General features: G+C 53.4%; 9 protein-coding genes. All 9 read left to right on the top strand.

The genetic code is table 11. From position 1 onward, the window contains the following. The first annotated feature begins 5 nt into the window (after positions 1-5). Entirely contained in the window at positions 6-626 is a 621-nt protein-coding gene (locus ACJJIV_RS09790; RefSeq protein ID WP_252084190.1) for a type IV pilus inner membrane component PilO, read from the top strand. A 50-nt stretch (positions 627-676) separates the two neighbouring features. Further along, positions 677-1,153 carry a pilus assembly protein PilP gene (locus tag ACJJIV_RS09785; protein WP_286037014.1) on the top strand — a complete coding sequence of 159 codons (477 nt, stop codon included), beginning with the start codon at positions 677-679 and terminating at the stop codon, positions 1,151-1,153. Continuing rightward, on the top strand, positions 1,153-3,342 hold the full coding sequence (locus tag ACJJIV_RS09780; RefSeq protein ID WP_252084191.1) for a type IV pilus secretin PilQ: 2,190 nt from the start codon (positions 1,153-1,155) through the stop codon (positions 3,340-3,342). Before ACJJIV_RS09785 ends, ACJJIV_RS09780 begins: the two co-directional genes overlap by 1 nt. Further along, a complete protein-coding gene (gene aroK, locus ACJJIV_RS09775; protein WP_252085944.1) occupies positions 3,342-3,863 on the top strand; it encodes a shikimate kinase AroK in 522 nt (173 codons plus the stop codon). Before ACJJIV_RS09780 ends, aroK begins: the two co-directional genes overlap by 1 nt. A gap of 79 nt (positions 3,864-3,942) precedes the next feature. After that, entirely contained in the window at positions 3,943-5,028 is a 1,086-nt protein-coding gene (gene aroB, locus ACJJIV_RS09770; RefSeq protein ID WP_444891568.1) for a 3-dehydroquinate synthase, read from the top strand. Between the two features lie 344 nt (positions 5,029-5,372). Next, positions 5,373-9,821: a glutamate synthase large subunit gene (gene gltB, locus ACJJIV_RS09765; protein WP_444891567.1), complete on the top strand. Its 4,449-nt coding sequence runs from the start codon at positions 5,373-5,375 to the stop codon at positions 9,819-9,821. 20 nt (positions 9,822-9,841) lie between these two features. Further along, on the top strand, positions 9,842-11,260 hold the full coding sequence (locus tag ACJJIV_RS09760; RefSeq protein WP_444891566.1) for a glutamate synthase small subunit GltD family protein: 1,419 nt from the start codon (positions 9,842-9,844) through the stop codon (positions 11,258-11,260). A gap of 159 nt (positions 11,261-11,419) precedes the next feature. Beyond that, positions 11,420-12,499 (top strand): uroporphyrinogen decarboxylase, encoded by a 1,080-nt coding sequence (hemE, locus tag ACJJIV_RS09755; protein WP_444891565.1) that lies wholly within the window; start codon positions 11,420-11,422, stop codon positions 12,497-12,499. A gap of 172 nt (positions 12,500-12,671) precedes the next feature. Continuing rightward, complete coding sequence (locus ACJJIV_RS09750) at positions 12,672-14,027, top strand: cyclic di-GMP phosphodiesterase (RefSeq protein ID WP_444891564.1); 1,356 nt, start codon at positions 12,672-12,674, stop codon at positions 14,025-14,027. Positions 14,028-14,052 lie beyond the last annotated feature (25 nt).

Here is a 14,052-nt window from a genome sequence, read left to right as displayed (position 1 = left end):
ATATAATGGCATTCGCAGAAACTCTTAAGCAACTCCAAGATGTAGATATTAATGACATCGACTTTTCAAGAGTTGGGGTCTGGCCGATAGCTGGTCGTATTACTCTCTTAATCATTGTTTCAGCAGTTTTGGTTTTTATTGGGTATTACCTCTGGATAGGTGATCTTTATAACAGCCTGGAACGTGCGCAGAATAAAGAGAAAGAGCTGTTTTTGCAGTTTGAAAACAAGCAATTTGAGGCTGCAAATCTTGATGCGTATCGTGAGCAACTAAGGGAGATGGAGGGCACCTTTGGCGCACTGCTAAAGCAACTACCAAAAGATACAGAAGTTCCAGGATTGTTAGAGGATATTGATGAGTATGGAAGAGGTAGCGGCCTAACGATCGAAAAAGTTGCTCTGGAAAGTGAGTTGGTTGGAGAGTTTTATGTTGAGCTGCCAATTCGTATAGAGGTTCAAGGGGGGTACCATGAATTTGGTTCTTTCGTGAGTGGTATTGCTGGAATGCCTAGGATTGTAACTCTTCATGATTTTACTATCTCAACCAACCGAGATAGTGGTGGGCTGCTTGATATGGTTATCAATGCAAAAACCTACCGCTATAAAGATCAGGAGGATGAGGAGTGACAAAAAAAACAGCCATCGTAGCTACACTTTTAGCGGTTTCTGCTTGCAGTATGAATGTAGATCAAAATGATTTACATCAAAGAATGGCCGAGGTTGAGCGGAGGCCTAAAGGTCAAATTGAGCCTATCCCAACGTTTACGCCATATAGCCCATATATTTATAGTGCCGCTGCTCAAAGGAGTCCATTTACTCGCCCTGTTTTGGAGTCTGATCAGCGATTAGTTGGTAGAAGACTTGAAATAGCACCTGATCTAAGTAGGCGTAGAGAGTTGCTTGAAAGTATTAACTTTGATGCTTTGGCAATGGTGGGCACAATTTCCCGTGATGGCCAGTTATGGGCCCTGATTGATGATGGCAATGGTGGAATTCACAGAGTAACTGTGGGGAACTACTTGGGGAAAAATCACGGGCGAGTTGTGAGCGCTACACCCACGCAACTCGATGTGTTGGAAATTATACCGGATGGTACCGGGGGCTGGATTGAGAGGCCACGTGCACTCGCGCTGGAAGAGAAGGACAACGGATAATGATTAATAAGCAGTTTGCTAAGTGTTTGGCACCGTTTCAGATTTTACTGCTCGCTGTATTGATGGTTCCTGCGGCGTTACAAGCGCAGGTGAATCAACTGAACGATATACAGTTTTCAGAGCTTCCCGGTGGCCGGGTTCAGCTGCGTTTAACTTTCACTGAGGAGCCTCCAGAGCCCACTGGATACACAATTGAGCAACCGGCTCGGATTGTGATGGATTTTGCCGGTGTTGAAAGTGTGCTACCACAAAAGAAATATTCACTGGGAATAGGTGCCGCTCGCAGCGCTGTGGTAGTTTCCAGTGAGGGGAGAACTCGCCTAATTGTTAATCTGGATCAACTGCCGGTATACACCAGTGAACGCCATGGTAGCCAGCTCGTGATGGAGATTGGTGAATCTGTAGTTGCGACGGCTTCATCTCCACAATCCCCCACCCATGACAGCGGCCTTAATCTTGGTGGAAACAAGCAGTTCAATGCCTTGGGTGCTATTGCTGTTAACGGGGTTGACTTCCGGCGCGGTGAAGAGGGCGAAGGTAAAGTCATTGTTAGCCTTTCTGATCCGGCAGTAAATATTGATGTGGAACGCACCAAAGGCAAAATCTATTTGACTTTTCTGGGCGCAGAATTGCCCGAATCTCTTCGCCAGAAGCTTGACGTAACTGACTTTGCAACCCCTGTGAATGCCATTACGGTAGACTCTGATGGCCGCAATACCGTAATAGCTGTGGATCCGACAGATGCAGATTATGATTATCTCGCTTATCAAGCCGATAATCAGTACGTGTTGAGCGTAAAACCTCTGTCCGCAGCGGAAATTCGCGAGAAGGAGAAAGAGTTTCAATTCACAGGGAAAAAGCTTTCGTTAAACTTCCAAGATATTGAAGTTCGTTCCGTGCTCCAAATTATTGCTGACTTTACTGATCTCAATCTGGTGGCAAGTGACACCGTACAGGGGCGAATCACATTACGGCTTGATGGAGTGCCTTGGGATCAGGCCTTGAATTTGATTCTTAAGGCCAAGGGCTTGGATAAGCGCCAGGAAGGTAGCGTCATTATGGTAGCTCCAGCTGCTGAGATTGCAGAAAGAGAGCGCCAGGAATTGGAGAGCCGTAGGCAATTGCAGGAGCTGGCTCCACTAAGAACTGAATATATTAGTGTGCGCTATGCTGATGCCGGAGAGCTGTTTACATTATTTTCTGGTCAGCAGACGGATGATCAAGGAAAGGGCAATTTTGCTGGGGGTAAACAAGACGCTAATCAAGCAAGTATTTTGTCAGCCCGTGGTAGTGCAATTGTAGATGAGCGAACCAATACAATTATCCTTACAGATACAGAAGAAAAAATCGCACAGTTTCGGGAACTGATAGAAGTTATAGATGTGCCTATTCGTCAGGTGATGATTGAGGCCAGGATCGTCACTGCAAATAGTGAGTTCGAGCGCGAGCTCGGTGTCCAGTGGAACTATACAGGTACTCATGATATTAACGATGACTCTGTAGTCATTGGTTCTGGAGGGCAAAATAGCGCTAGTGTTGGTGGATCTGGATTTGGACCCAGTGTCTCTTCACCGGCCAGCACCCATGATCCTTTGCTGGTGGACTTAGGTGTTGGAACACCTGCTGGGCAACTAGCTTATGCGATATTAAAGGACAATTTTTATTTGGGTTTGGAGCTGTCTGCGATGGAAGATGTGGGCATGCTTGAGATTGTATCCCAGCCCAAAGTAGTAACTGGTGATAAACAAGAGGCGAATATCCAATCGGGAGTGGAAATACCTTACTTGGAGGCTACCTCTTCTGGTGCAGCTTCTGTGACATTTCGAGAAGCCGTTCTTGAGTTAAATGTAACACCTCAGATAACTCCAGATAACAACATAATAATGACGCTTAATATCGAGCAGAATAGTGTTGGGGATTTGTTTAGTGTTAGTGCTAATACGGCTGTTCCTACAATTAATGTGAACACCCTAGCGACAAAAGTACTAGTCAGTAATGGCGAAACAATTGTTTTAGGCGGTGTGTTTGAGAGCAATGTTCTTGAGGGGGAGACTAAGGTACCCTTACTTGGAGACATTCCGTACATAGGTAACTTGTTTAAGAAAACTGTACGCACAGATGATAAACGTGAGATATTGATGTTTATCACCCCGCGTATTATCGAAAGTGAGACTTTTTTATCTAAGTGATTAACCGCTCCATCTTTTTAGTCGGCCCCATGGGGGCCGGCAAATCCACGATTGGCAGGTTGTTAGCGGCACAATTGCAGCTGCCTTTTGCTGATACCGATAAAGTCCTGGAAGAGCGCACAGGGGCAGATATCCCCTGGATATTTGATGTAGAAGGCGAAGCCGGCTTTCGTCGACGCGAGAGTGAAGTGCTCGAAGAACTTTGTCTGGGTCCCCACCAAGTTATCGGCACCGGTGGTGGCATCGTTCTACTGGAGGAAAACCGGCGGTTGCTGCAAAAGTTTGGTCATGTGATTTATTTACAGGCCGGGGTAGAGCAGTTGCTGGAACGCACTTCCAAGAACAGTAACCGCCCTCTTTTACGAGTGCCCAATCCACGCGCGCGTATTGAAGAAATTTTACAAGAACGCGCCCCTCTTTATCGCGAAGTTGCGGATGTTATCTGCGACACTGATGACCTGACCCCCAAGCAAGCATCAGCCCTGGTAGCTGAGCGCCTTATGGAAAGCCTCTCCCAATAACCCCTTTTTCACTCTGTGCTAAAGTGCGTCTCATTAACTCAATGCGCTACATATTGGCGCTAGTGGGAAGGAGAGCATTGTGCACTGTTTTAATGTGGAACTGGGGGAGCGCAGTTACCCCATTGTCATTGGGTCCAAGTTATTAGCCGACTCACAATATTTACTGCCCTATTTACGTGGGCGCCAGATCTGTGTGGTTACAAATGAGACAGTGGCTCCCCTGTATTTGTCCCGCTTAGTGGATGGGCTCTCTGATTTCGATAAGGTTGATGTTGTCGAACTACCCGACGGGGAAGCCTTCAAGACTCTGGATACCGTCAATCGAATTTTTGACGCTCTATTGGAACAGCGTCACAACCGCACGACTACGCTAATTGCCCTAGGGGGTGGTGTTGTGGGAGATATGTGTGGATTTGCCGCTGCCTGTTATCAGCGCGGCGTCGATTTTATTCAGGTGCCCACTACACTCCTTGCCCAGGTGGACTCCTCTGTGGGAGGTAAGACTGGCGTCAATCACCCGCTAGGTAAAAACATGATTGGGGCTTTTTACCAGCCCCGGCTAGTACTTGCCGATATGGATACATTGACGACCCTGCCAGATCGTGAATTCTCAGCAGGCATAGCTGAAGTAATCAAGTATGGCCTGATCTGTGATGCACCATTTTTCCACTGGATAGAGACCAATATCGATGCACTCTTATCGCGAGATCCCAAGGCTTTGGCTTATGCCGTGGATCGTTGCTGTCGTGATAAGGCAGAGGTTGTGGCTAGTGATGAGCGTGAGGCAGGCCGCCGTGCCATATTAAACTTTGGTCATACCTTTGGACATGCAATTGAGACTGTGCAGGGCTACGGGCGTTGGTTGCATGGTGAGGCGGTGGCCGCAGGAATGGTGATGGCCCTGGAGCTCTCGCATTTACTGGGAGACGTGGACGGTGAATTGGTACAGCGTGTTCGTCAGTTGCTGCAAAAAGCCCAGTTGCCGCAGCAGTCTCCCGCGGATATGAGTGTCGATGATTTTCTGCAAGCTATGCAGTTAGATAAGAAAGTGCTGGATGGCAAGTTGCGTTTAGTATTGCTGAGATCTTTGGGGGACGCAAAAGTTGTCGATGATACGCCTCAGGAAAAAGTTATAGATGCGCTAAGGAACTGTGGTGCCAGGTGACAGGGGATTCGCGAACTGCGCTTATTAGAGAGTACGATCACATAAAACCAAGTTGACAGGAAATAAATCTGTCTTATTTTTGTTTGGCAGTTAAAAAAACTGTGAATTATTGAAAATGTAGTGGTGAGCAAGTAATATTGCGCGCCCCCCGGAAATAATGGCGGGGCAAAATAACCGCCAATAAGAACAATAAAGAAAGCCCCATTAGAGGGCTTTTTTTATCTCGGGATCTTTTACTTAGGGACCGCAGGAGAGCGTAGCGCGAGCGTTAAGCCATTTTTGCCCATATCAGGCCGCTATCGGCAGTGCCTGTGGTCCCCCAATCGATAGTGACGAGGAATTCTATGGGTAGCAGTCTGTATCAGTTGGATGAGTTTAAGGACAACTGTGGTTTTGGTCTGATCGCTCATTTACAGGGTGTGGCGAGCCATAAGTTAGTACAGACGGCCATTGAGTCCCTCACCTGTATGACTCACCGCGGCGGTATTGCCGCCGATGGTAAAACTGGCGATGGCTGTGGCTTACTGCTGCAGAAGCCCGATAAATTCCTGCGTGAGAAAGCGCTAAAGTTGTTCGGTCTGGAGCTCACTGAGACCTATGCCGTAGGTTCGGTGATGTTGCCTCTGGATGACGGTGAGGCGCAGAGCGCTCGCCAAATCTTTGAGTCTGAGCTGCAGGCGCAAGGAATGCGGATTGTTGGTTGGCGCACAGTGCCCACTAACCCCGAGTGTCTTGGCCCCATCGCCAGGGACTGCCAACCTCGCTTCGAACAACTGCTGATTAATGATGCCGAAGAGCCACTGGGTGAAGCCCGTTTTAATGCTCGGCTGTATGTGGCCCGGCGTAAGGCCGAGTTGCAGCTGAGTGGTGATGTTTATATCGCCAGCCTATCTACTAGTGTGCTCTCCTACAAAGGACTGATGATCCCGGCGGATCTGCCAAAATTCTTCCCTGAGTTGGCGGATCCGCGCCTGGAAACCGCTATCTGTGTTTTCCACCAGCGCTTCTCTACCAATACCATGCCGCGCTGGCCTCTGGCCCAGCCTTTCCGCCTGCTGGCGCACAATGGTGAAATTAATACCATTACCGGCAACCGCAATTGGTCGGTGGCGCGCACCAACAAATTTGTTACCGAGCTGATTCCCGAGCTGAATGCGCTGGTACCGCTGGTGAACCGCGAGGGCTCCGACTCCTCCAGTTTGGATAATATGCTGGAGATGCTGTTGGCGGGTGGTATGGAGCTACACCGTGCGGTGCGTATGCTGGTGCCGCCGGCCTGGCAAAATGTTGAGGGCATGGATGCAGACCTGCGCGCTTTCTATGAATACATCTCCATGCATATGGAGCCCTGGGATGGCCCCGCCGGCTTGGTGATGACCGATGGCCGTCACGCGGTATGTACTCTCGACCGCAACGGCCTGCGCCCGTCCCGCTGGGTGATTACCAAAGACGATATTATTACCGTGGCTTCGGAAGTCGGTGTTTATAACTATGCACCGGAAGATGTAGTAGCTAAAGGGCGTCTCGGGCCCGGGCAGATGCTTTCTGTGGATACCCAGGAAGGCAAGCTGTACCACACTGCCGATATCGACAATATGCTCAAGCGCGCCCAGCCTTATAAACGCTGGCTGAAAGAGAAGGCGCGCCGTATTCGCTCCACCTTAGTGACTGCGCCGGTTGACAATAATTTTTCCCACCAACAGTTTAAGGTCTACCAGAAACTGTTCAGTTCCTCTCTGGAGGAGCGCGATAAGGTAGTGCGTCCGATGGCGGAAGCCGGCCAGGAAGCGGTGGGTTCCATGGGCGACGATACGCCGATGGCGGTGCTGTCCCGCTACAACCGCTCGCTCTACGATTACTTCCGCCAGCAGTTTGCCCAAGTGACCAATCCGCCTATAGACCCGCTGCGGGAAACGGTGGTGATGTCCCTGGAAACCTGCTTGGGCCGTGAAAAATCCGTGTTTGAGGAGACGCCAGAGCACGCCGACCGCGTGATTCTGTCCTCGCCGGTGCTCTCCCATATGAAATACACCGCGTTACTGTCGCTGGATCGCCCCGGCTTCGACGCGGAGATTTTCGACCTGAACTACGATCCGGCAAATCTGGATCTTCATAGTGCAATTGAACGTCTGTGTGCCAAGGTAGAGGCTTCTGTTCGTGCCGGCACCGTGATTGTGGTGCTGTCCGACCGCGATATTCGCCAGGGCCATCTGCCCATAGATGCGCTGCTCGCCACCGGTGCCGTGCACCATCATTTGGTGCATGCGGGCCTGCGCTGTGATTCCAATGTGGTGGTGGATACCGCCAGTGCACGGGATGCGCACCAGCTCGCCTGCTTGGTGGGTGTGGGAGCGACGGCAGTACATCCCTATTTCTCCTACAGCATTATTAATCACCTAATCGACAGGGGGGAGCTGCTGCTGGATGCGGCAGAAGCGCAGAAGAATTACCGCAACGGCATCATCAAGGGCCTGTTAAAAATCCTGTCAAAAATGGGTATCTCTACGGTAGCCTCTTACCGCGGTGCGCTGTTGTTTGAGTTGGTCGGTCTTTCCAAAGAGGTGGTGGACCTGTGTTTCCCCGGTGCACCCACTCGTATCGAAGGCGCCGGCTTTGCCGAGTTGCAGGCAGATATGGCCGCGCGCGCGGATATCGCCTGGAAAGCGCGTAAGCCGGTGTCCCCCGGCGGCCTGCACAAATATGTGCATGGCACCGAATACCATACCTTCAACCCGGATGTGGTGACGGCCCTGCGCCGAGCGGCCAGTACAGGGGATTACTCCGCTTGGCGTGATTACTCCGAACTGGTCAACCAGCGCCCGGTGGCAACCTTGCGGGATATGCTGGCTTTCAAGGAAAACCTCGAGCCTGTGCCATTGGAGGAAGTGGAGCCGGCCGAGCAGATTGTGCGTCGCTTTGACTCCGCAGCTATGTCCCTGGGAGCTCTGTCTCCCGAGGCACACGAATCTCTGGCTCAGGCCATGAACCGCCTGGGTGGACGCTCCAACAGCGGAGAGGGCGGTGAAGATCCGGCCCGTTTTGGCACCGACAAAGTCTCCAAAATCAAACAGATCGCCTCCGGCCGTTTCGGCGTGACGCCGCACTATCTGGTCAATGCCGAAGTGCTGCAGATCAAGGTGGCTCAGGGCGCTAAGCCCGGTGAGGGTGGTCAGTTGCCCGGCGGCAAGGTGAATGACCTGATTGCTCGGCTGCGCTACTCGGTGCCCGGTGTCACCCTGATTTCACCGCCACCGCATCACGATATCTACTCCATCGAGGATCTGGCCCAGCTGATCTACGACCTAAAACAGGTTAACCCGGATGCACTGGTATCCGTGAAGCTGGTGTCCCGTCCAGGAGTTGGCACTATCGCCGCCGGCGTGGCCAAGGCTTATGCGGATTTAATTACCATTTCCGGCTATGACGGCGGTACTGCAGCGAGCCCGATCACCTCTATTCGCTACGCTGGTTCACCTTGGGAATTGGGCCTGGCGGAAACACACCAGACCCTGAGAGCCAATGACTTGCGTGGCAAAGTTCGGGTGCAGACGGATGGGGGCCTTAAAACTGGCTTGGATGTAGTCAAGGCGGCGATTCTCGGTGCGGAGAGCTTCGGCTTTGGTACTGCGCCAATGGTGGCGATTGGCTGTAAATACCTGCGTATCTGTCACCTGAATAACTGTGCCACGGGTATCGCGACCCAGCGCAAGAACTTGCGCGATGCGCACTATATCGGCACCGCAGAAATGGCGATGAATTTCTTCCGCTTTGTTGCCGAGGAAACCCGCGAATGGATGGCGAGCATTGGTGTGCGCACCATGGAAGAGCTGGTCGGCCGTGTAGACCTGCTTCGTATCCTCGAGGGAGAAACCGACAAGCAGAAGAAACTGGATCTGTCGCCGCTGTTGCATACCGATGCACTACTCGACAGCAAACCGCAAACCTGCCAGCAGGCCACAAATGAGCCCTGGGATAAGGGCGAGTTGGCCGAGCGCATGGTGGAAGAAATTCTACCCGCCATTGAGAACCTGACTGGTGGTGAATTCAGCTTCGAGGTGACCAACTGCGATCGCTCTCTGGGGGCGCGTCTTTCTGGCGAGATCGCCAAGCGCCACGGCAACCAGGGCATGGTGGAGGCGCCAATAAAACTCAACCTCAATGGAGTTGCCGGGCAGTCTTTCGGCGTATGGAACGCCGGAGGGCTGGAGATGTATCTCGAAGGGGATGCCAACGATTATGTCGGTAAGGGCATGGCCGGCGGTAAGCTGGTTATTCGACCGCCTGAGGGTAGTGAGTTTGCTTCCCAAGACACCAGCATCGTCGGTAATACCTGCCTGTACGGTGCTACTGGAGGTAAGTTATTTGCCGCTGGCCGTGCCGGTGAGCGCTTTGCTGTGCGCAATTCCGGCGCCTTCGCCGTAGTGGAAGGCGCCGGCGATCATTGCTGTGAATACATGACCGGTGGAATGGTCGCGGTGCTAGGGCGCACCGGCTACAACTTTGGTGCCGGTATGACCGGCGGTTTTGCCTATGTGCTGGATCTGGAGCGCGATTTCTTCGACCGCTGCAATCATGAGTTGATCGAGCTGCGCCGTATCAGTAGTGAAATTCTCGAGCCGCACCAGAGTCACCTGCGCGAGGTGATCGAAACCTATGTCGCGGAGACCGGCAGCGCCTGGGGTGAAGAGCTGCTGGATAACTTCGACGATTACCTGAGCCGATTCTGGCTGGTGAAACCCAAGGCAGCCAGCCTTGCGGATCTTCTTTCTGATGTGCGCAAGCGCGGCGAATAAGGCTGGGGTGGAGAGACAGTATGAAAGACAGACTGAACAACGATTTCCAGTTTATCGACGTGGCCCGTATAGATCCGCCGAAGAAAGATATCATCGCGCGTACCAGTGAATTTGTGGAGATTTACCAGCCATCCAGTGAAAACCAGGTGGCGAGCCAAGCACACCGCTGCCTGGACTGCGGCAACCCCTACTGTGAGTGGAAGTGCCCGGTGCACAACTATATTCCCAACTGGCTGAAATTGATCAGCGAGGGGAATGTGATCGAGGCGGCGGAACTCTGCCACGAGACCAACACCCTGCCGGAAGTTTGCGGGCGCGTTTGTCCCCAGGACCGCCTGTGCGAGGGCGCCTGTACCCTCAACGACGGTTTCGGCGCTGTGACCATCGGCAATGCTGAAAAGTACATCACCGATACCGCCTTTGCCCTGGGTTGGCGTCCGGATCTCAGCCATGTGGAAAAGACCGGTAAAAAAGTCGCGATTGTGGGCGCGGGCCCAGCCGGACTGGGCTGCGCCGATATCCTGATACGCAACGGCGTACAGCCGGTGGTCTTCGACAAGCATCCGGAGATCGGCGGCCTGATCACTTTCGGTATTCCGGAATTCAAGTTGGAAAAATCGGTGATGGAAAAGCGCCGCGAGGTGTTTGTTGAGATGGGGGTGGAGTTCTGTCTCAATACCGAGGTGGGCAAGGACATCAGTTTCGAGCAGTTGCTCAATGACTATGATGCCGTATTCCTGGGGATGGGTACCTACAACTACATGAAGGGCGGCTTCCCTGGTGAGGACTTGCCCGGCGTGCACGATGCTTTGCCGTTCTTAGTGGCCAACGTCAATCGCAATATGGGTTGGGAGAAGGACCCTGCGGAATTTGTCTCGGTGGAGGGCAAGCGTGTAGTGGTGCTTGGTGGCGGTGATACCGCCATGGACTGTAACCGCAGCTCTATTCGGTTGGGGGCCAGGAGCGTGACCTGTGCCTATCGTCGCGATGAGGAAAATATGCCGGGCTCCCGCCGCGAAGTGGTCAATGCCAGAGAAGAAGGGGTGCAGTTCCTGTTTAACCGCCAGCCGGTAGAAATTGTTGGCGACGGCAAGGTCTCTGGAGTGAAAGTAGTCACTACCGAGTTGGGTGAGCCCGATGAAAATGGACGTCGCCGTCCGCAGGTAGTGCCCGGTTCCGAAGAGATTATCCCGGCAGATATCGTGCTGGTCGCCTTCGGTTTCCGCCCAAGTCCGGCGGAGTGGTTTGCCGAGCACAGCATTGAAGTAGCGGACTGGGGGGGGGTCGTTGCCCCAGAAGAACAGAGATACAAGTTCCAGACCTCCAACGAGAAGGTCTTTGCCGGTGGCGATATGGTGCGCGGTTCCGACCTGGTGGTAACAGCTATTTGGGAAGGGCGCCAGGCCGGTGAGGGTATTCTCGATTATCTGGACATCTGATTTCCCCGGTTGCTGATGGGAGGCTTTAAGCCTCCCATTTTTATATCTTTGTAGGTCGGCACCAGCCATCAACCTGCCTGGGTGATATTTTTGCCACGCTGTATCTAGTGGCCCCGCCCCCTGTACAATGGCCGTTTTTTTAGCCCGCTCGGTGTACCTATGTCTGATACCAAACCGTCCGAATTGAAAAACGACCGCTTTCTCCGCGCTCTGCTGCGCCAGCCCGTGGATCGAACACCAGTGTGGATGATGCGCCAGGCGGGGCGCTACCTACCCGAGTACCGCGCCAGCCGCGCCGAAGCTGGTAGCTTTATGGATCTATGCCGTAATACCGAATTGGCGTGCGAGGTCACTCTGCAGCCGTTGGAACGCTACCCACTCGATGCGGCGATTTTATTCTCCGATATCCTCACCATCCCAGATGCTATGGGCCTTGGGCTCTATTTTGCCGAGGGCGAGGGCCCCAAATTCCATAAGCCGCTGCGCACTGTCGCTGATATTGAGGCATTGGAAGTGGTGAACAGCGAACGGGATTTGGACTATGTGATGAACGCTGTGTCCACCATTCGCCGCGAGCTAAATGGTCGTGTGCCGTTGATCGGTTTTTCCGGCAGCCCCTGGACTCTGGCCACTTACATGATTGAGGGCGGCTCCAGCAAGGACTTTGCCCGCAGCAAGGAAATGCTCTACAACCGCCCCGAGCTGATGCACCAGCTGCTGACCGTACTCGCCGATTCGGTGACAGACTACCTGAATGCACAGATTCGCGCCGGTGCCCAGGCGGTACAAATTTTTGATACCTGGGGCGGCGCCTTAAGTCACAGCGCCTATCGCGAGTTCTCCCTGCAATATATGCAGCGTATTCTCAGCGGTCTGATCAAAGAAGCCGATGGCCGCCGGGTGCCCGCTATCCTGTTCACCAAAGGGGGTGGTCAGTGGTTGGAAGCGATGGCGGATACCGGTGCTGATGCTCTCGGGCTCGATTGGACCACTGATATCGGCAGTGCCCGTGCCCGTGTTGGGGATCGCGTTGCCCTGCAGGGTAATCTGGATCCTTCCGTACTCTACGCCAGTCCAGAGCGCATCCGCCAAGAAGTGGAAGCTGTGCTGCAGTCCTACGGCCAGGGTAGTGGCCATGTTTTCAACCTTGGCCACGGTATTACTCCGAAAGTAGATCCGGCCCATGCCGGCGCCATGATCGAGGCAGTGGTAGAGCTTTCCGCAAAATATCACGTCTAACTGTGGCAACTAGTGTCTGAGTCTGTGAATACAGTCTCACTTTGTATAGGTGCTCGCCAATATCTGTCCGTGATATAAATGTGCGCTTGCCCGAGGGGGCCCGGATTTAGAAACGGGGCCCTTGCTGAGGGCGGTCTCCAAGCATTTACTACAGTGGTCGGTACCTCCCCAAGTGGCACTCGAACAGGCAAAAATTCCCGTCGGTGATCTCCAGCGCGGCATGTTTGTGTCCAGGCTAGACAAACCCTGGACACAGACTCCATTCGCCCTGCAGGGCTTTTATATCCGCGATTTGGAGGAGATTCGCCAACTACAGAAGTACTGCCGATTTGTTTATGTCGATGTGCACAAGACCGTAGGCAGTGCCGGTGTTACCTTGCGCCGTTTGATCGGCGCTAGTGGTGCAAATGCTAAAGGGCATGGCCGAGCCGCCGTGCGCGTCACCATTCCCTGCCGCCCCGTTGCGGTCTCTCACAAGACTTACCCCCCCCCTCAGCCCGCCCAGCGCGAGGCAGGCAATGCGCGCAAGTTGCACGGCCAGATATTGCGCGGCATGGGTGAAGTTATGGGGTTGGTAGCGAGCAATCGACCACTGCCGGTGCCACAGATGAACCGGGTGGTAGAGGATCTGGTTGAGAGTGTGCTGCGCAGCCCGGATGCTTTCGCCTGGTTGGCGCGAGTGCGAGACAGGGATGAACATACTTACAGTCACTCGGTACGCGCCAGTATTTGGGCGGTGCTGTTTGGCCGGCATATCGGCTTGGCGCGACATGAGTTGGTGCAGCTGGGGGTGGCCACCCTGTTAAAGGATGTGGGCAAGTTATCGATTCCCTCAGAAGTGCTGCAGATGCCCAAGCGCGATCCGCGCAGTGAACTGGAGTATCGCAAATTTGTGCAGCACAGCGTGCAGATGCTATCGGCGGATGCCCAGGTCGACCCCCAGGTGATTGATATTGTGCGCGGTCATCGCGAGCGCCACGATGGCGGTGGTTATCCAGGTGGCTTGCGCGGTGACAAGATTCCCGTATTGGCGCGCATGTGCGGCATCGTTACTTTTTACGATGAAGCGACGAACCCCCGTGGCGCCAGCCAGCCCATAGCGCCCTCAAAGGCCGTGGCCGAGCTCTATGATCTGCGTGGCATCGCCTACCAGGAACAGCTGGTCGTTGAATTTATTCAGGCGATAGGACTCTACCCCACCGGTACCCAGGTAGAGCTCTCCAGTGGCGAAGTGGGTGTAGTGGTGGAGCAGACCTATGACCGGCGTTTGCGCCCCAAGGTGATGATTGTGCTGGATGCGCACAAGCGCCAGCTGAGTAAACCGCGCCTGTTTGACCTGGCGGCTGCCGAGGATCGTGCAGAAAAGCTGATTGAGCGTGGCAAGATGCGCCCGGAGGAAAAGATCAGCATAGTGCGGGATATAGAGCCAGGGGCTTATCCGGAGGTGAATACCTTGGCGGTGCGGGACGATTACCTTTTCAATAGTGGTGGACAGCTGTCCCGCTTTTTCTCGCGCCTGGCGAGATAGTTTATTCCCGGGGGAAGCCTTGAGA

This window comes from Microbulbifer mixtoriginis (SeqCode) (assembly GCF_052466765.1).
Note: the sequence above shows the minus strand (reverse complement) of the source record. Positions and strands in the feature narration are given on the sequence as shown.